Below are 24079 nucleotides of genomic sequence, written 5' to 3' on the forward strand. Positions count from 1 at the left end.
TGGTCTTCTCTTCTTTGAGCAGGGGTGGGGGAACTAGCCCTCGTTGGCAGCGGAGTCTTCGATGCTGCCGAACTTGGGGGTGTGAACAGATCCGAGCGTGATGTGCACGGCCTGCTGGTCGGTGTAGAAGTCGATCGAGCGGTAGCCGCCCTCGTGGCCCAGGCCGGACGCCTTCACTCCACCAAACGGTGTGCGGAGGTCACGGACGTTGTGGCTGTTGAGCCACACCATGCCGGCCTCCACATTCTGGGAGAAGTTGTGCGCGCGCGTCAGGTTCTGCGTCCAGATGTAGGCGGCGAGCCCGTATCGGGTGTTGTTCGCGAGAGCCAGCGCTTCGTCGTCGTTCTCGAAGGGGGTGATGGCTACAACAGGGCCGAAGATTTCCTCCTGGAAGATCCGTGCCTCAGGCGCGACGTCGGCGAAAACGGTGGGCGCGATGTAGTTGCCCTCCGGCAGGTGCTCCGGACGGCCGCCGCCAGCGAGGAGCCGGCCCTCGGACTTGCCGATCTCGACGTACGAGGCGACCTTCTCGTAGTGCTCCGGGTGGACCAGCGCGCCCACCTGCGTCTTCGGATCGTGCGGATCGCCGACGACGATGGTCTTCGCGCGGGCGGCATACTTTTCGCAGAACTCGTCGTAAATTTCCCGCTCCACGAGGATCCGCGAGCCGGCGGTGCAGCGCTCGCCGTTGAGGGAGAAGACGCCGAACAGTGCGGAGTCGATGGCTGCATCAAGGTCCGCGTCCGCGAAGACCACGCAGGGCGACTTTCCGCCGAGTTCCATCGAGAGGCCCTTGAGGTTTGCGGCGGCGTTGCGGAAGATCGTCTGTCCGGTGGTGGTCTCGCCGGTAAAGGAGATCAGCGGAACGTCCGGGTGTTTGACCAGGGCATCGCCCGCTTCCTCGCCGAGGCCGTTGACCAGGTTGAAGACGCCGTCGGGGAGCCCGGCGTCCTTGAAGATCTGAGCCCAGAGAGAGGCGGAAAGCGGCGTGAACTCGGCGGGCTTGAGGACCACCGTGTTGCCGGTCGCCAGGGCGGGGGCGAGCTTCCAGGATTCCAGCATGAAGGGCGTGTTCCACGGCGTGATCAGTCCGGCAACGCCGATGGGTTTCCGGTTCACGTAGTTGATCTGGGAGCCGGGGACCTTCATGGCATCGTCAAACTGGGCGACGATGAGGTCCGCGAAGAAGCGGAAGTTCTCCGCCGCGCGCAGGGCCTGGCCCTTTGCCTGGGTGATGGGCAGGCCGGTGTCGAAGGTTTCGAGTTCGGCGAGACGCGACTCCTGGGCTTCGACGGCGTCGGCGATCCTGTTCAGGACGCGGGCGCGCTCGCGGGGCTTCATCCTGGGCCAGGGACCTTTGGTGAAGGCGTCGCGTGCGGCGGCGACGGCCAGGTCGATGTCTTCCTTCTGGCCGGCTGCCGCGGTGGCGTAGTTTTTGTTGGAGACCGGGTCCAGCACATCGAAGGTCTTGCCGCCCACGGAATCGACGAACGTCCCGTTGATGTAGTGCTGAATGTGCTTGGGGAGGTCCTGCGGCACGTAATGGGTTTCAGGGACGGTGGACGTCATTGTTCTTTTCCTGACTACTGGGTTATTCGGTAATGGTGGGCGTTCGCGCGAGGTAAGCGTCGAGGGTTGCGGAACGGTGCTTGCGTGCCGCGCGCTCGATGGTGTCGGCGTCGGCTTGTGACTCAATGAGCTGCAGGAGTGCCTCGTGTTCGTCCACAGATGCCCGCGCACGGCCGGGGACGAAACGGAAGGTGGAGGACCGGAGTGATGCTAATCGGTTCCAGCCGCGGCGAACCAGATCGAGGACGTGCGGGTTGGGGCAGCGCTCAAAGAGGACGCTATGGAAGTCCTGGTTGAGCGTGGTGAAGCGGACGGGGTCAAAGTGTTCCAGGCAAGCGCGCATCTCCTCGTTGACAGCGCGGGCCCGGGCTATGTCCGCCTTGCTTATAAGGGGCGCCGCCAGGGCAGTGGCGGCGCCTTCGACGATGCTGAGTGTCTGCATGGTGTAGAAGTACTCGGTCGGGTCGATTCCGGAGACGGTGGCGCCGATGTTGCGCTGGAACGTTACGAGCCCTTCAGCCTCGAGGCGGCGGATCGCTTCCCGGACTGGAACAACGCTGAAACCGAGGTCTTCGGCGATCTTCGCAAGTACCAGTCGGTAACCGGGGGAGAAGGTGCCCTCGACGATGCGCGCCTTAATGAAGGTGTAGGCCTGCTCGGATTTGCTGCCCGCGATGGCTTCGACTGCCGGCTGCACGACAGAGGAACGCCCGACGGCGGTGTCAGTCACTGGTTGTTCCTTCCGCAGGGGCGCCTTCCGTGGCGGCGGCCCACTCCTCATACTTCGCCTGCCATTCCGCATTCATCGGGTACAGGCCGTCCACGCCGTTTCCCTGCTTGACCATCTCGAAGATGAAGGTCTCTTCCTTCTCCTGCTGGATGCAGTCATCCACGAGTTCTTCGGCGAGGGTCGGCGGGATCACCAGGATGCCGTCGGAGTCGGCGACGATGATGTCGCCGGGCTGCACGGTGGTTCCGCCGCACGCGATGGTGATGTCGGTGTCCCAGGGGACGTGCCGACGGCCGAGGACGGCGGGGTGGGGGTTGGCGAAGTAGGTCGGCATGTCCAGGTCAGCGACGGCCGAGTAGTCGCGGACGCCGCCGTCGGTGATGATGGCTGCTGCACCGCGCACCTGGGCGCGCATGGCCAGGATGTCGCCTACTGTTCCGGTGCCCTTCTCGCCGCGTGCCTCCATGACGAGGATTTCGCCGTCGTTCACTGAATCGATGGCACGTTTCTGGGCGTTGAAGCCGCCGCCGTGGGTCTTGAAAAGATCCTCCCGGTTGGGGACGTAGCGCAGCGTTCGGGCCAGGCCGACCACCCGGCGGTCCGGGCGGGTGGCCTGCAGGCCGTCGATGCTGACGTTGTTCAGTCCGCGCTTGCGCAGCTGGGAGGACAGGGTGGCTGTGGCGACGCTTTCCAGCTTCTTCTTCAGCTCCGGGCTCAGCGGTGAGCCGTTGCCGTCCCGTGGACTTAGCCCCGCGGCTTCACGGGAACCGTAGGCTTCCTCGCGCTGCGTGTCATCTGTCTTGGGCTGCGCGCCGAAGTTGGCGAATGGCGTCATGCCCTCAACTACGCGGGTGGCAAGTTTCCCGCTGCTGTGGCTGCCACCGGTCACCTCGACCTCAATGACGTCACCCGGGCTGGCAACTGATGCGCCGGCGGGCGTTCCGGTGAGGATGATGTCGCCCTTCTCAAGGGTGAGGAGCTGGGACAGGTCGGCCACGAGCTGGGCGAAGGGGAAAAGGAGATCCTCGGTGGTGTCGTCCTGGACGATGTCCCCGTTGTGCCAAGTCTGGATACGGAGTGCCGCAGGATCGATCTCAGCGGCTGGGATGAGGTTCGGGCCCACCGGTGTGTAGCCGTCGCCGCCCTTGGAGCGGACGTTGGAGCCTTTGTCTGCGTAACGGAGGTCGTAAACGCCGAGGTCATTGCTGGCGGTGACCCACCCAACGTGACGCCAGGCTTCGTCGAGGGCCACCCTCCGCGCCGGCGTGCCGATGATGAGGGCGATTTCCCCCTCGTAGCCGAGCAGTTCACACCCGAGGGGCCGCTCCACGGTACCTGGCGCCTCGGTGGACCCCAACGCGAGCGACGACGGCGGCTTCAGGAAATAGGACGGCTGCTGCGGCGAGCGTCCTCGCTGCGCGGCGCGGCTCGGGTAGTTGATGTGGACGGCAATCACCTTGCGGGTGCGGGCAAGCAGTTCTGCACTGGCCTGGGTCAGGGGCTCCATGGGCTCTCCTCACGGATGGAACATCTTCTTGATGTACGAGATCGTATACGATAAAGTATGTCATGTGAAGTGCAGCACATACTGAACACCTGTCGACGCGGATGACCTCGACGTTGAGCGAACCGAAAGATCCACAAAGAAGTGAGTGAGGAAAGCCCGTGCAGTTTCACCATCACGGCTACGTATCCGGTGACCCGCGGGTCCAGGCAGCAGCCGGTGTCGGCCTGAACAGACCTGTTGTGCTCCCTGATGAGGTCGATGTACTCATCGTCGGCAGCGGTCCTGCTGGCATGCTTGCTGCGGCCCAACTGTCGCAGTTCCCGAACGTGACCACGCGCATCGTAGAGCGGCGGCCCGCCCGTCTTGTGATCGGGCAGGCAGACGGCATACAGGCACGCAGTGTAGAAACCTTTCAGGCCTTCGGCTTCGCCGAGCGGATTACCGCCGAGGCGTACCGAATCACCGAAATGGCGTTCTGGAAGCCAGACCCGGCGGACCCCTCGAGCATCATTCGGACGGCACGTCCGCTTGATGACCCAGCAGGCATCAGCGAATTTCCCCACCTCATCGTCAACCAGGCGCGAGTCCTTGACTACTTCGCGGAATTCATGGCGAACTCTCCAACCAGAATGACGCCGGACTACGGACTCGATTTCCAGAGTCTGGAGGTTACCGACGAAGGGACGTACCCGGTCACGGTCACGCTGCTCCACACGGCCGGTCCGCTTGAGGGGCAGGAACGCACAGTGCGCGCGAAGTATGTGATCGGAGCCGACGGGGCACGCAGCAAGGTACGCACGGCGATTGGCTGCACGCTTGCCGGCGACGCGGCGAACCACGCGTGGGGGGTCATGGACGTCCTCGCCGTAACGGACTTCCCGGACATCCGGCTCAAGTGCGCGATCCAGTCGGGGGAAGGCGGAAGCATCCTGCTTATTCCGCGCGAGGGCGGCCACCTCTTCCGCATGTACGTGGATCTTGGTGAGGTCGACGCTCACACCAAAGGTGATATCCGCAGCACCACCATCGAGGAAATTATCGAGAAGGCGAACGCTATTCTCTCCCCGTACACCCTCGACGTGCGCAACGTCGCCTGGCACAGCGTGTACGAGGTGGGCCACCGCCTCACTGACAGGTTCGACGACGTCCGCCCGGAAGAGCTCGGGACCCGCACTCCGCGCGTCTTCATCACCGGCGATGCCTGCCACACGCACAGCGCGAAGGCTGGCCAGGGCATGAACGTGTCGATGCAGGACGGTTTCAACATTGCCTGGAAGCTCGGACACGTCCTGGAGGGAAGGAGCCCGGAGGGCCTCCTGTCCACCTACTCGGCCGAGCGGCAGGTGGTTGCAAAGAACCTCATCGACTTCGACAAGCAGTGGTCCACCTTGATGGCCAAGAAACCCGAAGAGTTCGAAGACCCAACGGAACTCGAGGATTTCTACGTCCGGACCATGGAGTTCCCTGCCGGGTTCATGACGGAGTATTCGGCATCAATGATCGTGGGCGAAGCGCCCCGCCAGGAGCTTGCAACCGGCTTCCCCGTCGGCAAGCGCTTCAAGTCCGCTCCGGTGATGCGGGTCTGCGATACCAACCAGATTCACCTCGGGCACCACGCTACTGCGGATGGGCGCTGGCGAATCTACGTCTTCGCCGATGAGCTGACGCCAGGTAGCCCATCGAAGGTCACCAACTTCGCTGAGTGGCTGACCAATTCACCAGAGTCGCCGCTGGCTGCCACGCCCGAGGGCGCCGATATCGACGCCTGGTTCGACGTCAAGGTGATCTATCAGCAGGATCATCACGCGATCGACATCAATGCGGTACCGGATATTTTCAAGCCCTCCGTTGGGCCGTTCCAGCTCAGCTATTTGGAGAAGGTGTTCGGTGTGGACCCTGCCCAGGACATCTTCGAGGTGCGCGGGATCGACCGAGGCGGGGTTGTCGTCGTCGTTCGTCCGGACCAGTACGTTGCCAATGTCGTGCCGCTCACTGCGACTGCCGAACTGGGCATGTTCTTCAGCGGAGTGCATGGCGAACGTGATTCCACGTCTGGGCTAGTCAGTGCCGACGCAACCGCTGACCATCACCGGGTGACGTAACGCGATCAAGCGACGTAGTACGTGGAAGACTCCACTATGGAGCTGACAGGTCCCTTGTCGCCGGACCCTCAAGGCGCTTTCCGTCGAATGTGAAGCGCGAACCGTGCAGGGGGCAGTCCCAGGACCGCTCGGCATCGTTCCAGCTCAACACTCCGCCCAGGTGAGGACACACCGCCGACACCCGATGCGTGATGCCGTCGACCTGGCAAACGCCAACCGGCCGCGCACCTTCCCGCACAACGGTCCCCTGCCCCTCAGGCGGCTGCGCGTGCGAGGTGCGGGCCAGGCCGCTCAACCAGCCGCTCACCATTTCCAGCCCGACGCCGGCACCTGCCTTTGCGGTGGTCATCGCATCCTGCTTGCCGAGCCGGGATTTGTACAACTCCATGGCCCACGGCATGTGGCCGCCGAGAATCTCGGCCGAGAGTCCCAGCGCCGCCGCAACCCCGTTGGTGAAACCCCACTTGTTGTAGCCGGTGGCGGTGTAGATATGGTGCCCACCCAACGGGATTTTGCCCACATACGGGACCGACGACGACGGGCGGTAGTCCTGCGCCGACCAGTTGAACGCCGGCTGCGCCGTGGGGAAGTTCTCCTGCGTCCAGCGGATGATGTCGTCTACAAGGGACTGCGTGTGTGCCTGCCGGCCTACGGGGTGTCCGTTACCGCCGACGATGAGGTACGGACGACCAGCGACGACGGCGGTTCGCAGGCTTCGTGACGGTGAGTCAACCGAGAGATACATGGCGGCGGGGATCTCGTCCTGCACAGTGAACGCGACAGCGTAGGAGCGCAAAGGTTCCAGGACGGAGAAGTGCCCTCCGCGGTCCAGGATCGGCGTGCCGGTCGCGATGATGAGGTTGGTGGCCGTGACGTTTCCTTGATCCGCGTTGACGATGATGCGGTCGCCTTTGGTGGAGCCGGTCTTCACCCCTGTCACCCGCACGCCGTCGATCAGCTGGCCGGAATGCTTGCGCAGGTCAGCGGCCAGCGCCGCGAGCACTTCCATCGGGTGAACCTGGGCCTGGTTGGCAACGCGCAGCGTGCGCTGAACCGGGAAGGGCAGCTCGGAGGTGTCCTCAAGTACTGCGGTGAGCCCCGCTTTGGCGCAGGCGTCGCGCTCCTCGCTTAGGAGACGGGCGCCGTCGTCGGTCACGGCGTAGTTGATCGCATCGCGGGTCTCGTAACCGACTCCGTGCTCATCGCAGAGGCGCAGCAACCAGCTCTGGCCCTCTCGGTTGCCGGTGACGTAGTGGCGCGCGAGCTCCGGGCCGTGATGCTTGATGATTGTGGACAGCTGCGTGCCCTGAAGGAGCGAGACCTTTGCGGTGCTGTTGCCCGTAGCGACTGCACCGACCGTGCGTGCTTCGAGGACCGCGACCCGCTGCCCGGAGCGGGCGAGCAGCGCCGCCGTCGTCAATCCGGTGATCCCGGCTCCAACCACCACTGAGTCATAGCGCGCATCGGGGGCGAACTCGTCAGTGGGAATGTGCGGGGATGACTCGAGCCAAAGGGATTTCACGGCGGACCTGCCTTTTCGCTGTTGGGTACTTGTAGCCCACTGGAGAAAACGTTCGGCGTCAAGGGGGTGCTACCAGTCGGCCTCGACGGTGCCTCTTGCGAGATCCTCTTCCGGGAACAGGCCGACGTAGATGACCGCCCCCGTGAACGCGTTCCTTGTGAAGGTGTGCAGGGTGCCACGAGGTGGGTCCCCGGCAATCGGCGGGAAGCGCTGTTCCACGGACACCATTTCGCCGGTTGTGCCGACAGGGAGGCCCTCATCATCGACGCGGAACTGGTCCCAGACCACGCCGGTCGCGGAGTCGAGAACCATGACCGAGTTCTCGGGCCACTCGCCCGGCGGTTCGATGTCCCGGCCCGGTATGAGGGTGCCGGTGGTGCGTTCGTATCCGGCTACGTAGCGCCCGCTGTCGGAACGCACCAGCGCCACCTGCAAGGGAAGGCCAGCAGTGTCTGGCGAGAAGGCCGGTGTGCTCCACCAGCCCCCATAGAAGGTCAGCAAGGGGAACACGTCGCCGGGCTCAAGGCTCACCGGCTCGGGTTCAAAGTACGGCGGCTGCGGAGCTCCCGGTGAGACCGGGGAACAGCCAGTGAGAAGTACGACGGCGAGAAGCGCGCCGGCGCTTGCAAGGCGCCTTCCCATGTTCATCACCTCCGGTTCGATCAACGCTAGCCCTCGCTGCTCCGCCCCTCAAGGAGCAATTCTCAGTATGCTTAGTGAATCCCTAAGCGGAAGGTGAAAGCAGATGGGAACTGCGCTCCTGATCATTGACATGCAGAAGGCGTTTTTCGAGGACGAATCTCTGGGTAAACAGCAGGACGAGCTAGTCACAGCATGCAATGAAGCGATTGCCGACGCTCAGGCGGCGGAAGTTCCGGTTTACGTGATCCGCACCGAACACCAGCGGGACAAATCCACTTGGACCGTGAGCATGCTCGACGATGATCAAGGCTTCCTCTTCGTTGGCACCGAGCAGGCCGAACCAGTGGACGGACTGAACCTTGACGGGTTGCCCGAACTGGTGAAAACGAGGGACAGCGCGTTCTTTGGCACCGACCTTTTCCAACGGATGCGCAATCTCGCTGTGGATCAGGTTGTGCTGGCGGGAGTCTCGACCCACAACTGCGTCGCCCAGACTGCGGTCGACGCTTACGCCCACAACCTGCGGGTCATCTTCGCGAAAGACGCAATCGCCTCAACCAATGACGAATACGCTCAGAACGTTCTCGGAGTGCTCACGGATGAGTACCGCCAGCGTGCACTTACCCACCGCGAACTGCGTGAACTGTACGCGACGAGAACGGGTTGACCAGGCGCGCATCAGACGCTGACGGCGTACCCGTCTTCGCGGTGAAAGAGCCGCCGCCCGGCGCCGTTGTCCAGCTGCACCCACACCACCGACGCATCTTCCGCGAGGTCCTCAAGGACGCCCGTGAACCGGTGTCCTGATTCATGATGAAGAGTGATCTGCTGGCCCTGCCGCAAGGCGGAGAAGTCGGACTGATCGAGCTGCTGAGTGGGTGTCATGGATGCGCCTTTCGATGTGACTAAAGCCACAATAGGCAGCATTCCTGAACGGCGCGTGAATATGAGCTGTCGAGTGCCTGATGGCTGTGCGACACTTTCAACCGGAGCTTTAACGTAAACGGTTACCAAAGAGTTAACTAAGTGTGCTTCCTATTAGCCCTCGTGTGTGCAACGCTGGCATAACAAGGAGCGGGGAAGTGCTGTTCATCTACTCGCATCACTAAGCGCCGGTTTCCCGCAGACCGGCAAGTCAGAGGGGAATTTGCAATGGCATCAACACATTCATCCGGGTCAGGCGTAGCCACCCGGTCCAACATTCAGAAGGCTGCACTCGCACTTGGGGTCGTCTTCGTACTCGTGGGAGTTCTGGGCTTCGTTCCAGGAATCACCAGCAACTACGATCAGCTTGGCTTCGCAGGCAGCGAATCAACGGCCATGCTGCTGGGTATCTTCCAGGTTTCAATCCTTCACAACATCGTCCACCTGCTGTTCGGTGTCGCAGGAATCGTCATGTCCAAGACCTACTCGGGCGCGTACAACTTCCTGCTGTGGGGCGGCGTGATTTACGCAGTGCTCTTTATCTACGGCTTGATTGTTCCCGCCGATTCGGCTGCGAACTTCGTTCCGATCAATGGTGCGGACAACATCCTGCACCTCGTCCTGGCGATCGCAATGATCGCACTGGCGCTGGTTCTCAAGGACAAGCACCACACCCGCACTGCATAGCACTGCATACCAACCGGGTTATAAAAAACTGCGGGCAGAGCGCCTACACGGCGCTCCGCCCGCAGTTTTTTGTTGTCTGTCAGCCCTTGCGCCACTCGTCACTGCGCATGTGGGACCCGGCCTGGGGGCCCATCTGCAGCATTCCGCCATCCACCACCCACGAAGCTCCAGTCACGTAGCTCGCAGCTGGCGACGCGAGGAAGGTGATGACGTCGGCTATTTCGCGGGGGTGTCCCGGCCTGCCGGTGGGAACTCCTGGACGGCTGATCTTGTAGGGATCCTGCCCTTCGGGCGAGTCCGGACGAACATGCACGCCGCCGGGCAGCACCGCGTTGACCGTGATCCCCTGATCCGCGAGTTCAATCGCCATCGTGCGGACCAGACCTCCCAGCGCGTGCTTCGAGGCGTCATAAGCGGAGAAGGTCACTTTGGGCTGCTCTTGGTGAACGCTCGTGACGGCAATGATGCGGCCGCCCTGCCCGGCTGCGACCATACTCCGGGCAGCACGCTGCATACACACGAAGGCACCGTCCAGGTTGGACGCAAGGATTGTGCGCCACGTTTCGTAGTCGGTCTCGAGGAAGTGCTGGGGCTTATTCATCCCCGCGTTGTTCACGAAGACGTCGAGGCCCCCGAGCTCGCTGATCAGCCCATCAATCACGTCACCGCAGGCAGGAGCATCTGCTGTATCGAGGTGGGCGACCACAGCTTCACGGCCCAACCCGCGCACCAGCCCGGCGGTCTTTTCTGCCCCCTCCTGGCCCGTATGCCAGGTGATGCCGACGTTATATCCGGATTCAGCGAGGGCGACGGCGGTTGCCTGGCCAATACCGGAGCTGGAGCCGGTCACGATTGCAGTCTTCTGTGAGTCAGTCATGCACTCCATCTTCATGGCGCCCGAACGCCCGCGCAACGCCCCTAATCGCCCGCCCCATGAAACGAACGACGACGACGGCCCGCGGACCGTCGTCGTCGTTCTCTGTTGTTCGCGGGCTCAGGCCTCCACGGCGCTGTTGCCGGAAATGGCCTGGGCGTCCTCGCCTGTGAGAATCTCGATCTTGCGCGGCCGGGCACGTTCGCTGACCGGGATGGTCACGCTCAGCACACCGTTCTCATACCGCGCGGAGATTGCGTCGATGTCGATACCCTGCCCGAGGTTCAGCTGCCGCAGGAACGAGCCGCTCTCACGTTCGCGGGTAAGCCACTTGACGCCCTCGGTGTTCCGAAGGGTCCGCTCGGCGCGGATGGTCAACAGCTGCCCGTCAACGTCAATGTCGACAGATCCTGGGTCAATGCCCGGAAGGTCCGCGCTGAGAATGTAATGATCACCCTCTCGGAACAGGTCAATCGGCATCACGCGAAGGCCCTGGCGAGTATCCAGCAGGGCGCCGGCGACGCGGTCTAGTTCACGAAACGGATCGAATTTCATTGCCATGATGGTTCACTCCCTATGCGATTTGAGGTTTGCGAGTTGAGCGTCATTCGCTCAACTCGGTAAAAAGATTAGCACTCTACGGTCCCGAGTGCTAAGCCTTTTTGTTCGCTCAGGATGAACCGGCTGAACACGAAAAAGCCCGCCCCGCTTGCAGCGGGACGGGCTCGTGAACAGTGCCTGCGCGGGGCCTCGATCCCCGGGCCTTCCGCGTGTGAAGCGGATGCTCTACCAGACTGAGCTACACAGGCGAATAGTTCCCAGTTAGTTTAGGTCATTCACTTAGGCAGCGCCCAATTAGGGACGGCCAGCGGTAGATATCCGGACGAATAGTAAGTAGCCTGATTATTCCAGCGAGATCCATATTCAGGGCCAGGCAGCAGGGGGTTCTGAGCCGGAACGAAGGAGGAAGTCGATGAATGATCAGGACATTCTGGCACGCATCCAGTCACTGGTTGATGAGGAGCATGAGCTGCGCAGCCCTGGCGAGTCCGGTGTGCCGGACGAGGACCGCCCGGCGAGGCTCCGCAGACTCGAGGAAGAACTGGACCAGTGCTGGGACCTCCTCCGTCAACGACGCGCCAAGCAGGACGCCGGCGAAAGTCCTCAGGACGCAGAAACCAGGCCGGTCAATCAGGTCGAGGGATACAAGCAGTAAGCACGCCCCGCCAACCGAAGGAACTCAATGGATAACCTGAAAGCATTCGCATTGATCTGCACGCTTACGCCGTCACCGGACACATCGAGCAGCGAACTCATGGCCAACCTCATCCTCGACAAGCTGAAGGAACAGGGGGTGACGACGTCGTCGGTCCGGGTTGTCGACCACAACGTCGTCCGGGGTGTCCAGATCGACATGGGCAGCGGCGACGAGTGGCCCAAGTTGCGCCAGCAAATCCTTGACGCCGATATTTTCCTGCTGTGCGCGCCCATTTGGGTGGGTCATATGAGCAGCGTCGGCCAGGGCGTCTTCGAGCGTCTCGACGCTGACCTCTCCTCCACAGATGAGGAAGGCCGCCCGATCATGTACAACCGTGTGGCACTCACAGCCGTTGTCGGGAACGAGGACGGCGCGCACCACGTCACGGCCGAGATGCATCAGGGCCTCAACGACATCGGCTTCACCATTCCTGCACAGGGCGGCGTCTACTGGGTGGGCGAGGCGATGCAGAAAGTAGACTTCAAGGACCTGGACGAGGTGCCGGAAGCGGTCGCTTCGTCCATTTCCTCTATGGCCGCCAATGCGGTACATCTCGCTAAATCGCTCAAGGTGGCCCCGTACCCCGCTCCGTAGGTCCATTGGGAAAAAGGGCGGAGACACTACAGACAGGCAGGCCGGCTTGAACCACGACGACGACGGCGACGCCCGGCGCAGGGAGCTTGGTGACAACGCCGGGCCGGTAGAGGAGGACATCGAGGAGTCTTTCGACCGGACCGTCGACGAGGGTGCGCAACGCCTTCACAGGACCTTCCCGGATGTGCTGATCACCGGCCTGTTCGGCGGTTTTGAGATCGGCATCGGGGTGATGGCTTACCTGGCAGTGCTGCACGAGACCGAGAACCATCTGCTGGCGGGGGTGGCCTTCAGCGCTGGTCTCATTGCGCTGCTCCTCGCCAAGAGTGAACTGTTCACCGAGGGGTTCCTGGTCCCCATTGCAGCTGTGACCGCGAAAAAAGCCAGCCTCGCCCAACTCGGCAAGCTTTGGGGCGGCACGCTGTTTGCGAACCTCGTGGGTGGGTGGATCTTCATGGCCCTGGTGATGACCGCGTTCCCGCAATGGACCGAGACCGTCACCACGTCAGCCGAGCACTACGTTGACGCCGGTCTGAGCTGGCAAACGGCGTGCCTGGCGCTGCTCGGCGGCAGCACCATCACCCTCATGACGCGCATGCAGCACGGCACCGACCAAATGAGCGGAAAGTTGGCGGCCGCCGTCGTTGGGGGTTTTGTTCTCTCGGGACTGCAGCTCTTCCACTCAATCCTGGACTCACTGTTGATCTTCGGAGCTATCCAATCTGGTGCCGAAATCAGCTACCTGGACTGGCTCGGCTGGTTCAGCTACACGGTTGTGTTGAACATCGTCGGGGGCATTCTCCTGGTCACAGCGCTCCGCCTGGTCCGTGACCGGAAATTGGTGGAGAAGGAACGCGAAGAGGCGTCTTAGGGCGGCTGATTTACCGGACTTTAGGGTGAATATGACGCTACCGGGTACCCTTCCGGCATAGTTGCTGATACGAATTGAATCTAATTGTCTGGACTCAATTCGCGGTGGTAGGGGGAATCTTCCGCTTCGGGAGGATTCCCCCTATGCACGCTGCTGTACTTCACGATGGCACCCGCCTGCCCGTGACCGTTGCTGGCCGAGGACCTGCGCTGTTGGTCTCACTCGGTTTGACGCCCGCTTCCGGCAATACGGCAAGGACTATGCTGGCAGAAGGGCTCGACACCCAACCGGGCCGCACGCTGCTCGCAGCGCTTTCGGTCCACTTCACAGTTGTCGCCTTCGATTATGAAGCGCACCGTATACAGCACCCGGCACCAAAAACCCTGACGCCCGAAGCGATCAGTTCAGACCTGCTTGCGGTCGCCGACGCCACCGGAACCGCTTCCTTCGCCTACTACGGTTACTCGTGGCTGGGCATTGCTGGCATCCGGCTGGCGATGGTCTCAGACAGGGTTTCCGCGCTGGCGGTCGGCGGGTTCCCGCCGGTGGATGCGCCTTTCGAAGCGCTCTGGCGGCTGTCCGTTCAGGCCCACCGCGCCGCCGTCGGGCGTTCACAGGCAACCAACCCCGCCACCTCAGCCAGCTTCCTCCGCCCGGGGGAACTGGTGCAGCCGGTTGGGGAGGAGGAGCGTGCCCTCCTGCCGATGCGGGCGGCACAGGCGCGCCAGTTCGTGACCCTGTTCCGTCATTTGAAGGACGACGACGGCGCCCCGCCCAGTGTGCCTTGCCCCGCCCTGTGCTTCGCGGGTTCGGAGGACGTGGTGGCTGGGCTGGACGGGCAGATCTCCATGGCGGCACCCCTCCGCAAGCGGCGGGGAGAGCTCGAAAACTTGGGCTGGGGCGTTGAGGTGCTGGAAGGCCTGGATCAGGTGGATGCCATGCAGCCCGGGGTGGTTCTCGACGTCGTAGTGCCTTGGCTGCGCAGGCAGGTTGGGGAGACGTCGAAGAGCCGGGTGGCAAGAAAGGCCAGCGACAACTAAGGGATCCGGGGGGCTGCTAGCTTCGCCGTGCGAGCCAGCCCAGGGTCGCTCCGCCCAGCGCCTTGCGCAGCACGCTCTCGCCCTCGGATAGTTCCAGCGCCGCCCAGACCATGAGACAGGCAGTACTCGCAGCCGAAAGCACCCGGCGGTTTTCCTCCTCCAGTGCCATCATCGAAGCCGCACCGAGCAACGCCCACCCGACAATGGGGGCGTTGGGCGGCTGGGCGATTGTCTGCTTTCCGAGGTCATTCCTAATGAAGCCCATTACGCACCCTTCTTCGTTTTCGACTTCGAGCCCGCGGACGCCTTCTCCTTGGGAGCTGCTGCGCCCTTCTTCTCGCGGTTCTTTTCGACGCTCCTGCGGAGGGCCTCCATCAGGTCCAGGACGTTCCCGCCTTCGACCTCATCGCTGGTCTCGCCGAACGTTTCGTCGGTGTCGAGAGCCTCGCCCTTCTCCAGCTTGGCCTCGATCAGTGTGCGCAGCTGTTCCTGGTACTCGTCCTTGAAGTTCTCGGGATCGAAATCCGAGGAGAAGGACTCGACAAGCGCAGCCGACATCTCCTTTTCCTTCGAAGAGATCCGCACCTTCTCATCCAGTGAGGGGAACTTGGCCTCACGGACCTCGTCTTCCCAGAGGAGGGTCTGCAGCATCAGTACATCCCCACGGACGCGCAGCGCCGCCAGGCGGGACTTCTGCCGGAGCGAGAACTGGACAATCGCTGTACGCTCCGTCTCCTCAAGCGTCCGGCGCAGCAGGACATACGCCTTGGTGGACTTCGAATCCGGCTCCAGATAGTACGCGCGGTCAAACATGATCGGATCGATCTGGTCGCTCGGCACAAACTCCACGACGTCGATCTCGCGGCTCTTCTCCACCGGTAGCGACGCGAAATCCTCCGCCGAGAGCACAACGGTGCGCTCGCCGTCGTCGTACGCCTTGTCAATGTTCTTGTACTCGACCACTTCGCCGCAGATCTCGCACCGGCGCTGGTATCGGATGCGGCCGCCGTCCTTGTCATGGACCTGGTGAAGGCTGATGTCGTGATCCTCGGTGGCGCTGTAAACCTTCACCGGCACGTTGACCAGCCCAAACGCCACTGCGCCCTTCCAAATAGCTCTCATGTTCCTAGTGAACCAGTGAAGAGCCACGCCGGTCTACGATTGCTTAGGTGAACTCAGAACCGATGGTTACCAGGACGCTCGCTGACGGCCAACCCGCACTCTGGTTCGAAATGCGCTTCGGCGTTCCAGCCAGGGTGCTGTGGAAGCACCTCACCGACCCAGCGAAGCTCAAGTACTGGTTCCCGTGCGAGCTGGACATCCTCCCCAAGGCCGGCACCACAGTCACCTTCACATTCCCCGGCCAGAAGCCCATGGAGGGTACCGTTCTCGAGGCCGAGAAGCCGCACCTGCTGGCTTACACCTGGGACGAGGAAGTGCTGCGGTGGGAGCTGGAGAACGACGACGACGGCTGCCTCCTCACGCTGACCAACACGGTGCAGGAGGGCCAGGAAATGGCGCTTTCTGCAGCTGGCTGGCACCTGACGCTGATGGGGCTGGACGATTACCTCAACGAGCGTTCCCTGGGACAGGACCCGGCTAAGTGGGATGAGTACGTGGCCCGGTACCGGAAACAGCTCGCGGACTGACTACTTCAAACGTTTGCTGCCTTAGGCGCTCACTGGCTTAAACGCTGAGTGCATTAAACGCTGAGTGCATTAAACGCTGAGTGCATTAAACGCTGAGTGCGCACATAATCAGTCTTCCGACGGCGATTATGTGCGCACTCAAGTGTTGTTTCCTAAGAGCCGGTCACTCCTGAGATCGAAGTGATCCAGCTGATTGCGTGGGGGACCGAGGAGTACCAGGAGGAAGCGGTGGTGCTTGACCCGCCGCTTGCGCTGGTGGATGCTACGCCGACCACTTTCCCTGCAACCACCAGTGGTCCGCCGGAGTCGCCCTTCCAGGCCTGGCCGTCGACGCCGCTGTGCCGGTAGGCTGGTCCGCCGTAGGCATCGTCCTCAAGGGATTCGATATAGACCGACGCCGTCTTCAGGACAGGTGAGGCGGGCCCGGTGGGGGTGGTTCGTCCCCAGCCGTAGATATTGCCGGATGTCTGCTGCGTCAGCTGATCCTTCTCGAGGCTGGCGTAGGTGCCCGAAACTGCCCGCGAGAGTTTCAGCAGCGCAATGTCCCCGCCGCCGTAGGAATAGGTCTGGGCAACGGACACGCGCGTTCCGCCACCCAGGTTCGCAGATCCCACATTCACGGACATGTTGCTGCCGAGGCAGTGCTTGGCCGTCAGTACCCACTGTGCCGAGATGTGTGAAGCGGTGCAGTTGAAGGTTCCATTCAAGTTGACCTGGGCTGCGAACGGTGCGGCGGAAATGCCGACTTCCTTGCCGCCCACAATTGTGGTGCCGGCTTCATCGGGAGCAGCCGTTGCCACCCCGGATGGACCCAGCAGAGCCGTGGTTGCCAGTGCCGCAATGGCGGCGAACTTGAGCTTCCTCATGGCCGCTTCTACCTTCCGCTCACGCCGGAGATGGACGTGATCCACGGCATCGCATTGTGGACCGCAGTGTAGTTTGCGGGGCGGTTGTAGGTATCGGGGTCGCCGCTGCCGGTGGACAGGACACCCGTCTGCTGGCCGTTGACCATGAGGGGTCCGCCGGAATCTCCCTTGAAGACCTGGCCGTCCTGGCCGATGGTCTGCAGGGCGGTTCCACCGTAAGCGTCAGTTGAGTAGGCGGTGATGTTGACCTTGGCTGTCTTCAACGTCGGCGAGGCATCGCAGACACCGCAAGTGCGGCCCCAACCGAAAGCGGTTGCGGGTCCTGCCTGGGTGACCTGGTCCTTGTCCAGGGTCACTACCGATCCGTTGTAGGGCGAGCTGAGCTTCAGGAGGCGCGCATCCCCACCGGACCAGGCGCGGTCTTCGATGACCGTGCGCACTACTCCGCCGGAGCCATTCGACGCGGTGCCAAGACGCACTGAACGGGTGCCTTCACAGTGGCGTGCAGTGAGAACCCACTGGGAAGAGATGAGCGATCCGGTGCAGTTGAAGGCGGTGCCTGTGGTGTTGACGTGGATCTGTACTGCGTAGGGTGCCGAGCTGATAGGAACGGGCGATCCGCCGACAATGTCGGTTCCTGCGGGCGCTGCAACAGCTGCTGTAGGGGCAAGGAGGCTTCCCGCTGCGAGAGCGGCGGCTGCGAGTAATTTGATCGATTTCAAGGGACAACTTTCAGTTCTGGCACTGGCGCGAGGGTGACGAGCCTGTGCTGGCAAAGGTGGACCGATCGCGGGTGGGCTGGCCAGCGGTGAACCGGATCAGGGTAACCGTAAGGAAACTTCTGTCGCCTGATCCACCTTTCCGAGTGTTTGATCCGATCTTCATCAAAACAATCCCAAAACGAACGTTAGGTATTGACAGCCCAGATTCGGGACGCTTGGATGACGCTTCCGCGACCTTGGGAGCGCCGCTGGCGCAAAGCCCGCATCCCTACAAGACTGTGTCCATGGCTACCAGCGCGCAGCAGACGGTCACCGTCGATGGGCGGCGCCTGAAGCTGACCAGCCTTGACCGGGTGATGTACCCGGAGACCGGCACCACCAAGGCCGATGTGCTGGCTTACTACGCCGCCGTCGCCGATTGCCTGATTCCCCATGCGCGGAACCGGCCCGTCACCCGCAAAAGGTGGGTCAACGGCGTCGGGACCGAGGAAAAGCCGGGAGAAGTGTTCTTCCAGAAGAACCTCGACAAATCGGCGCCGTCGTGGATTCAGAGCTTCGGGATCGAGCACAGCGACCACACCAACGTGTATCCGTTGCTGAATGACCTGGCGACGCTGACCTGGCTTGGCCAGATTTCCGCGCTGGAGATACACGTTCCGCAATGGAAATTCGGAGCCGACGGTGAGGTCACAAACCCTGACCGGTTGGTGCTGGACCTCGACCCCGGGCCGGGTGCTTCGCTGCTGGAATGCGCTGAGGTGGCGCGGCTGGCACGCGAGATCCTCAACGACATGGGCCTCGATCCACGCCCGGTGACCAGCGGTTCGAAGGGCATCCACCTGTATGCGCCGCTTGACGGAAAGCAGTCATCCGATGAGGTGTCCACCGTGGCGAAGGAACTCGCCCGCGTGCTTGAGGCTGACCATCCGGAGCTCGTGGTCAGCGACATGAAGAAGTCGTTGCGCGGAGGGAAGGTGCTCCTCGACTGGAGCCAGAACAACCGCAACAAGACCACCATCACGCCCTACTCCCTGCGCGGCAAGGCGCATCCCATGGTTGCTGCCCCGCGCACCTGGGAGGAACTCGATGATCCCAACCTGGCCCACCTGGATTACGGGCAGGTGATGGAGCGGGTCCGGGACCTCGGTGACCTGCTCGCCGACATGGAGCCCAGAATTTCCACCGGGTCCAAAAACTCCAACAACAACAACAACGACGACGACGACAGTGCTGCCGCTCCCGCGCCTGACCGGCTGCACACCTACCGTTCCATGCGGGACGCTTCAAAGACGCCGGAACCCGTTCCGGATGCGGTTGGTGAATCCGGAGGCAACAGCTTTGTGATCCAGGAACACCATGCCCGCCGCCTGCACTACGACTTCCGTCTCGAACGCGATGGCGTGCTGGTTTCCTGGGCCATTCCGAAGGGACCGCCGACCACCGCTGACCAGAATCATCTGGCCGTGCAGACAGAGGACCATCCCTTGGACTACGGATCCTTTGAAGGAGTCATTCCGAAGGGGGAATATGGCGGTGGTGAGGTGTTCATCTGGGATTCGGGCACTTACGAGGCGGAGAAATGGCGGCCAGGCAAGGAAGTCATCTGCACGTTGACAGGGCGCGATGACGGCGGCCTCGCCAAGGGCGGAAACGCCGTTCGGCGGTTTGCGCTCATCCACACCGGCGGGCCTACCGAGGCGGCCGAGAAGAACTGGCTGATCCACCTGATGAAGGAACAACCCGGCCAGCCTTCGCCCCCTGCCTTCAAGGAGCGCGTGAAGGAGGACCTGCCTACCCTGAAGCCGATGCTCGCCTCCTCCGGTTCCCCCGGCCTCATCCGGTCAGAGGAGAACTGGGCATTCGAGATGAAGTGGGACGGCATCCGGGCGTTGGCCACGGTCACGCCGGACGGTGTCCGGCTGACGAGCCGCAACGGCAATGATCTCACCAATGCCTACCCGGAACTCGCCGACCTCGGGCAGTACGTCAACGGTGAGCAGGCACTCCTCGATGGTGAAATCGTCGCCATCAACAAGGCTGGCCGCCCAGACTTTGGCCTGCTTCAAGGCCGGATGAACCTCACCAAGAAGTCGGACATCGAGGCCGCGCGGAAGCGGATTCCGGTCCATTTCCTGCTCTTCGACCTGCTGCACCTGGACGGTTCCTCCCTGCTGGACCTCGGGTACGCCCAGCGACGGGAGGTGCTCGAGGACGCCGTCGACCCTCCCCACGACGGACACGTGCAGGTGCCTCCCGCTCTCGACGCGACGCTCGACGAAGCAGTCGAGGCGAGCAAGGAACTTGGCCTCGAGGGGATCATGGCCAAGCGGACCAAGAGCGCGTACGCGCCCGGCCGGCGGTCGGAATCGTGGGTGAAGATCAAGCATTCACTGACGCAGGAGGTGGTGGTGGTCGGCTGGCGGCCCGGTAAGGGCAACCGGGCCCACAAGGTCGGTTCCCTGCTGGTCGCCATCCCGGACGGTGTGGAGCTGAAGTACATTGGCCGGGTGGGTTCCGGGCTGACAGAGCGCGAGCTCGCGGAGATCGGCTCACGCCTGAAGAAAATGGGCCGCAAGACCGCACCGCTCGACGACGTTCCGGCCCTTGACGCTTCTGATGCGCGTTGGGTTCGCCCGGCGCTGGTGGGTGAGGTGCAGTTCAGCGAGCGTACGTCCGCTGGAAAGCTGCGCCATCCGGTGTGGCGGGGGTGGCGGCCGGACAAGAAGCCGTCGGACGTCGTCGTCGAAATCTAGGATCGAGAATCGATTCTGGGAGAAGGAGGGTTGAGGATGGCTGGTTCAGAATCGATAGACCACTATCTCGTGCGGCTTGGCTCGGGCGAGCCGACGCCGGGTGCCGGCGCAGTGGGTGCCATCCATGTAGCCCAGGCTGCGGCCCTTGTCGCAAAGGTGGCCCGCTTTTCCGAGCGGGACGACGACGTCGACGCCGTCCTTGCGGAGGCAACCGACCTTAGGCGTGCGGCAGTGGACACTGCGGAGTCCGACGAGGAGAAGTTCCGCCGGGTAGTGGACTGCTACAAGCTGCCGACGAATTCGGACGAGGAGCGCGCCCGGCGAAGCGCAGCAATCCACGAAGCATTGGTCGAGGCGACGCTGCCGGCGAGGTCGCAGCTGGACCTGGCTGCCGCCGTCGTCCGCTTGTGTGTTGCCCTCGCGGACCGGTGCAAGCCGGATTTCCTCAGCGACGTCGCTGTTGCTGCCGAGACCGCGCGTGCGGCTGCTGCGACGGCTGGGATCGTGGTGGAGGCCAACCTGGCTTCGATTGGTGAGGACGTGATCCAGGAATCCCTCGCCGAGCACACCCGCAAGGCCGCTCGGGTGGTGCATCATGCGGAGGAACTTTCCGCGAGCGTAAGGCGTCGGATTCTGCACCCAGAATAAAGTAAGCTTGCTGATGGTTAATGTAGCAACACGTCTCAACACCAGGAGGAATCATGGCAGAGCAGAGCATTTCCGCTACCCGCACCATCGACTCATCGGCCAAGGCGATTTTCAACGTGCTGTCCAACCCGGAGCGGCACGCGCAGATTGACGGCTCCGGAATGGTGCAGTCCGACGCGAAGTCCAACCGCATCACCGGCGTGGGACAGGTGTTCACCATGAACATGCACTGGGACAAATTGGGCGGTGACTACAAGACCGACAACCATGTGACTGGTTACGACGAGAACAAGCTTGTCTCCTGGAAAACCGCCGACGAGGGCGAGGAACCCGCCGGCTGGGAGTGGCTCTGGGAGCTGCAGCCACAGGGTCCTGATTCCACTGACGTGACCGTCACCTACAACTGGAGCGCCGTCACAGACAAGGCCGTGTTGAAGAAGGTCCAGTTCCCCGTGGTCTCCGAGCACGCCCTGCAGTCCACGCTGGACAAAGTTGCCGCTGCGGTCTCAGAGGCATAGGCACTTAGCGCACGACGACGCCGGTCCCCTTCCTGGGGGACCGGCGTCGTGCGTTGCAGGAAAGGGCGATGACCTGTGGATTCCGGGGGCGGGTGCCCGCCCTTCGTGTAGCGTCAATTGTGGCGGCATCGCTGCCAGTCATGAAAAGTCTTATCGAGGGGGAAATCTTGGACATTGCTTTGTTGATCACCATCGGGGTGGTCGTCGGCGCCATCATTGTCATCGGCTTGCTCGTCGCGATCATTGCCCGGATGGCGCTGCGCATCGCAAGCCCGTCTGAAGCCCTGATCATCACCGGCAAGGGCGACCAGGAGAGTCAGCGCGTGGTCTTCGGCCGCACGTTCATCAACCCGTTCAGCCAGCGCGCGTACTCCATCTCCCTGGCTTCCCGGCAGGTGACCCTCCAGATCGAGGGCATCTCCATGAACGGCATCAAGCTTCACCTGACGGGTGTAGCCCAGATCAAGGTGGGCGGGGATGAAGAAGCCGTTCGTCGTGCAGCCCAGCGCTTCCTGAACCAGCAGGACCAGATTGACCACTACACCCAGGAAACCCTCTCGGGCTCGCTGCGTTCCATCGTCGGAACGTTGACCGTGGACTCGATCATTAAAGACCGTGCTTCCTTCGCCAAGAGCGTCAAGGAGGAGGCCGAGCACTCCATGCACAACCAGGGCCTGGTCATCGACACCTTCCAGATCCAGTCCGTGAATGATGATTCCAGCTACCTAAAGAACCTCGGTAGGCCCGAAGCCGCGCTCGCCGAGAAGCTCGCGAAAATCGCTGAAGCCAACGCTGCGCAGGAAGCTGCACAGGCCTCGGCCATTGCCGATGAGCAGGTTGCCCTCGCAGAGCAGCGCCTCGCGATCCGCCGTGCCGAGCTGAAGGAAGTTGCCGACGCACGGCAGGCCCAGGCCGACGCCGCCGGGCCGCTTGCCGCCGCTGACCAGAAGGAGGCGATCCTCCTCAAGGAACAGCAGGTCGCGTCCCGTCAGTCAGAGCTGAGGGAGCGGGAGCTGGACATCGAGATCCGCAAGCCCGCGGATGCAGACAAATACCGCGTGGAGCAGGAAGCCGCCGCGAAGCTGGAACAGCGCAAGCGCCAGTCTGAAGCGGACCAGGTGGAGGCGGAAGTGCTCCTCACCAAGCGGAGGCTGACGGCAGAGGGCGACAAGGTATCGGCGGAAGCCGAAGCTGCGGCAACCACTGCCCGAGGCAACGCCGCAGCGGCGGTGACCCGCGCCAACGGTGCCGCCGAGGCGGAGATCATCAAGGTCCGTGGTCAGGCTGAGGCCGACGTCGTACGGCAGAAGGCCGTTGCCGAAGCAGAGGGCATCGAGGCTCAGGCCCGCGCCTACGAGCAGTTCAATGACGCGGCTGTACTCAACAAGGTCATGGAAATGCTCCCTCTGGTGGCCCGTGAAATCGCGGCTCCGATGTCCGCAATCGACAACATGACGGTGATCTCAAGTGACGGCGCCAGCCAGCTGAGCAAGAACGTCACCGGTGGGCTGCAGCAGACCTTCCAGCTGCTGAAGGACACCACGGGCCTTGACGCTGTGGAGATGCTGAGGAACTGGGGAGGCGATGGAGAGAAAGCATCTGCTTACTCCCGCTCGACACCTCCGCCGTCGTCTTCCGCGGCAGCAGAGCCTACGGCGAAGGTGACCCGCGCGCACGCTGCGGACGGGGAAACCAACTCCTAAGCGTTACCTTGATGCACCCCCGGCCACGGCCGGGGGTGCATTTCACTGTATTCTCAATGCGGGAAAACTCGACGGGCCTGCGGTGCACACACGGCCAGGCGCTGTCATACATAAGGAGGATCAATGAGGATCATCGTTCTCATGAAAGAGGTTCCCGACACCTACGGGGAACGCACTCTGGACCTTGAGACCGGACTGGCCGACCGCGGTGCCACGGAGGCCGTGCTCGACGAGATCGGCGAACGCGCCCTCGAGGCCGCGCTGTCGCTGACGGGCGACATCGAGGACGTGGAAATCGTCATCGTCTCCATGTCACCGGAATCCGCCACTGCAACCCTGCGCAAGGGCTTGGCCATGGGTGCAGCGAAGCTGGTGCACGTCGCGGACGAGTCCCTTGCCGGTGCGGACCTCACCCTCACAGCCGAGGTGTTGGCCGCAGCGATCCGCCGCACTGGATTCGACCTCGTGATCACTGGCAACCTTTCGACCGACGGTTCAGGCGGCGTCCTGCCGGCCATGATCGCCGAGCTGCTCGGCGTTCCGCACGCCAGCGCCCTGACCTCCGTGGAGATCTCAGCTGAGCGCATCACCGGGACCCGGGAGAGCGACATGGGTGTCATGAAGATCGCCGCTCCGCTGCCCGCAGTCATCTCGATCACCGAACGCTTCCCTGCTGGCCGCTTTCCGAACTTCAAGGGCATCATGGCCGCAAAGAAGAAGCCGGTCGAGACGCTTACAGCAGCTGACCTGGACATCGATCCTGAAGCACTCGACGTACCCCGCGCCATCATGACCGCCGTCAACGAACGGCCCCCGCGCGCTGCAGGAACCAAGATCGTCGACGAGGGCGACGCCGGCGAGAAGCTGGCAGAGTTCCTGATCTCGAACCGACTGGCATAA

Annotated in this window: 25 protein-coding genes and 1 tRNA gene; 13 read left to right on the forward strand and 13 right to left on the reverse strand. The window is 62.7% G+C overall.

Annotated features, from left to right (window positions below; translation table 11 throughout):
* Positions 1–33 precede the first annotated feature (33 nt).
* From hpaE to ACWA1U_RS04360, 3 genes are read right to left on the reverse strand one after another with little or no spacing between them, the layout of a single operon-like run.
* Positions 34–1569, reverse strand: a complete 1536-nt coding sequence (gene hpaE, locus ACWA1U_RS04350) for a 5-carboxymethyl-2-hydroxymuconate semialdehyde dehydrogenase (protein ID WP_463724122.1) — start codon at positions 1567–1569, stop codon at positions 34–36.
* Between the two features lie 22 nt (positions 1570–1591).
* The gene (locus tag ACWA1U_RS04355; RefSeq protein WP_463724123.1) at positions 1592–2299 is read right to left on the reverse strand and encodes a GntR family transcriptional regulator; all 708 of its coding nucleotides are present in this window, start codon (positions 2297–2299) and stop codon (positions 1592–1594) included.
* A complete protein-coding gene (locus ACWA1U_RS04360; protein ID WP_463724124.1) occupies positions 2292–3806 on the reverse strand; it encodes a fumarylacetoacetate hydrolase family protein in 1515 nt (504 codons plus the stop codon). Before ACWA1U_RS04360 ends, ACWA1U_RS04355 begins: the two co-directional genes overlap by 8 nt.
* A gap of 158 nt (positions 3807–3964) precedes the next feature.
* Between ACWA1U_RS04360 and ACWA1U_RS04365 the strand changes: the two genes are divergently transcribed.
* Entirely contained in the window at positions 3965–5908 is a 1944-nt protein-coding gene (locus ACWA1U_RS04365) for an FAD-binding monooxygenase (protein WP_463724125.1), read from the forward strand.
* Between the two features lie 34 nt (positions 5909–5942).
* On the opposite strand, the gene ACWA1U_RS04370 is transcribed toward ACWA1U_RS04365, so the two are convergent.
* Both ACWA1U_RS04370 and ACWA1U_RS04375 read right to left on the reverse strand, forming a co-directional pair.
* A complete protein-coding gene (locus ACWA1U_RS04370) occupies positions 5943–7430 on the reverse strand; it encodes an FAD-dependent oxidoreductase (protein WP_463724126.1) in 1488 nt (495 codons plus the stop codon).
* Between the two features lie 69 nt (positions 7431–7499).
* Positions 7500–8072, reverse strand: a complete 573-nt coding sequence (locus ACWA1U_RS04375) for a hypothetical protein (protein WP_463724127.1) — start codon at positions 8070–8072, stop codon at positions 7500–7502.
* 103 nt (positions 8073–8175) lie between these two features.
* Between ACWA1U_RS04375 and ACWA1U_RS04380 the strand changes: the two genes are divergently transcribed.
* Positions 8176–8739, forward strand: a complete 564-nt coding sequence (locus ACWA1U_RS04380) for a cysteine hydrolase family protein (RefSeq protein ID WP_463724128.1) — start codon at positions 8176–8178, stop codon at positions 8737–8739.
* An 11-nt stretch (positions 8740–8750) separates the two neighbouring features.
* On the opposite strand, the gene ACWA1U_RS04385 is transcribed toward ACWA1U_RS04380, so the two are convergent.
* A complete protein-coding gene (locus ACWA1U_RS04385; RefSeq protein WP_463724129.1) occupies positions 8751–8957 on the reverse strand; it encodes a hypothetical protein in 207 nt (68 codons plus the stop codon).
* A 267-nt stretch (positions 8958–9224) separates the two neighbouring features.
* Here ACWA1U_RS04385 and ACWA1U_RS04390 point away from each other — a divergent pair, with 267 nt between their 5' ends.
* Entirely contained in the window at positions 9225–9683 is a 459-nt protein-coding gene (locus ACWA1U_RS04390) for a DUF4383 domain-containing protein (RefSeq protein ID WP_463724130.1), read from the forward strand.
* Between the two features lie 79 nt (positions 9684–9762).
* Here ACWA1U_RS04390 and ACWA1U_RS04395 read toward each other — a convergent pair whose 3' ends face one another.
* From ACWA1U_RS04395 to ACWA1U_RS04405, 3 genes are all read right to left on the reverse strand, one after another.
* Complete coding sequence (locus tag ACWA1U_RS04395) at positions 9763–10560, reverse strand: SDR family oxidoreductase (protein WP_463724131.1); 798 nt, start codon at positions 10558–10560, stop codon at positions 9763–9765.
* A gap of 117 nt (positions 10561–10677) precedes the next feature.
* Entirely contained in the window at positions 10678–11118 is a 441-nt protein-coding gene (locus ACWA1U_RS04400; RefSeq protein WP_463724132.1) for an Hsp20/alpha crystallin family protein, read from the reverse strand.
* Positions 11119–11292: 174 nt separating this feature from the next.
* Positions 11293–11366, reverse strand: a tRNA-Val gene (locus tag ACWA1U_RS04405).
* A gap of 164 nt (positions 11367–11530) precedes the next feature.
* On the opposite strand from ACWA1U_RS04405, the gene ACWA1U_RS04410 reads away from it, so the two are divergent.
* From ACWA1U_RS04410 to ACWA1U_RS04425, 4 genes are all read left to right on the forward strand, one after another.
* Positions 11531–11773 (forward strand): DUF2630 family protein, encoded by a 243-nt coding sequence (locus tag ACWA1U_RS04410; RefSeq protein ID WP_463724133.1) that lies wholly within the window; start codon positions 11531–11533, stop codon positions 11771–11773.
* 27 nt (positions 11774–11800) lie between these two features.
* A complete protein-coding gene (locus ACWA1U_RS04415) occupies positions 11801–12409 on the forward strand; it encodes a flavodoxin family protein (RefSeq protein WP_463724134.1) in 609 nt (202 codons plus the stop codon).
* A 46-nt stretch (positions 12410–12455) separates the two neighbouring features.
* Positions 12456–13280, forward strand: a complete 825-nt coding sequence (locus tag ACWA1U_RS04420) for a formate/nitrite transporter family protein (RefSeq protein WP_463724135.1) — start codon at positions 12456–12458, stop codon at positions 13278–13280.
* A gap of 143 nt (positions 13281–13423) precedes the next feature.
* A complete protein-coding gene (locus tag ACWA1U_RS04425) occupies positions 13424–14320 on the forward strand; it encodes an alpha/beta fold hydrolase (protein ID WP_463724136.1) in 897 nt (298 codons plus the stop codon).
* Between the two features lie 16 nt (positions 14321–14336).
* Here the strand turns inward: ACWA1U_RS04425 and ACWA1U_RS04430 are convergent, their stop codons facing one another.
* Together ACWA1U_RS04430 and ku are read right to left on the reverse strand one after the other, a co-directional pair.
* A complete protein-coding gene (locus ACWA1U_RS04430; RefSeq protein WP_463724137.1) occupies positions 14337–14585 on the reverse strand; it encodes a hypothetical protein in 249 nt (82 codons plus the stop codon).
* Positions 14585–15442: a non-homologous end joining protein Ku gene (gene ku / locus ACWA1U_RS04435; protein WP_463724138.1), complete on the reverse strand. Its 858-nt coding sequence runs from the start codon at positions 15440–15442 to the stop codon at positions 14585–14587. The genes ACWA1U_RS04430 and ku overlap by 1 nt, the downstream gene beginning before the upstream one ends.
* Before the next feature lie 47 nt (positions 15443–15489).
* On the opposite strand from ku, the gene ACWA1U_RS04440 reads away from it, so the two are divergent.
* Positions 15490–15969: an SRPBCC family protein gene (locus ACWA1U_RS04440; protein WP_463724139.1), complete on the forward strand. Its 480-nt coding sequence runs from the start codon at positions 15490–15492 to the stop codon at positions 15967–15969.
* Positions 15970–16121: 152 nt separating this feature from the next.
* Here the strand turns inward: ACWA1U_RS04440 and ACWA1U_RS04445 are convergent, their stop codons facing one another.
* The gene (locus tag ACWA1U_RS04445; protein ID WP_463724140.1) at positions 16122–16835 is read right to left on the reverse strand and encodes a S1 family peptidase; all 714 of its coding nucleotides are present in this window, start codon (positions 16833–16835) and stop codon (positions 16122–16124) included.
* 8 nt (positions 16836–16843) lie between these two features.
* Positions 16844–17557 (reverse strand): S1 family peptidase, encoded by a 714-nt coding sequence (locus ACWA1U_RS04450; RefSeq protein ID WP_463724141.1) that lies wholly within the window; start codon positions 17555–17557, stop codon positions 16844–16846.
* 284 nt (positions 17558–17841) lie between these two features.
* Here ACWA1U_RS04450 and ACWA1U_RS04455 point away from each other — a divergent pair, with 284 nt between their 5' ends.
* The 5 genes from ACWA1U_RS04455 to ACWA1U_RS04475 all read left to right on the forward strand — a co-directional run bounded on the left by ACWA1U_RS04455 (position 17842) and on the right by ACWA1U_RS04475 (position 24079).
* A complete protein-coding gene (locus ACWA1U_RS04455) occupies positions 17842–20310 on the forward strand; it encodes an ATP-dependent DNA ligase (RefSeq protein ID WP_463724142.1) in 2469 nt (822 codons plus the stop codon).
* Between the two features lie 36 nt (positions 20311–20346).
* Entirely contained in the window at positions 20347–20958 is a 612-nt protein-coding gene (locus ACWA1U_RS04460; protein ID WP_463724143.1) for a cyclodeaminase/cyclohydrolase family protein, read from the forward strand.
* 53 nt (positions 20959–21011) lie between these two features.
* Positions 21012–21476, forward strand: a complete 465-nt coding sequence (locus ACWA1U_RS04465; RefSeq protein ID WP_463724144.1) for an SRPBCC family protein — start codon at positions 21012–21014, stop codon at positions 21474–21476.
* Positions 21477–21616: 140 nt separating this feature from the next.
* Complete coding sequence (locus ACWA1U_RS04470; RefSeq protein ID WP_463724145.1) at positions 21617–23179, forward strand: flotillin family protein; 1563 nt, start codon at positions 21617–21619, stop codon at positions 23177–23179.
* A gap of 123 nt (positions 23180–23302) precedes the next feature.
* Positions 23303–24079, forward strand: a complete 777-nt coding sequence (locus ACWA1U_RS04475) for an electron transfer flavoprotein subunit beta/FixA family protein (protein ID WP_463724146.1) — start codon at positions 23303–23305, stop codon at positions 24077–24079.

The sequence above is a fragment of the Arthrobacter sp. TRD_SC_6 genome (genome assembly GCF_055361185.1).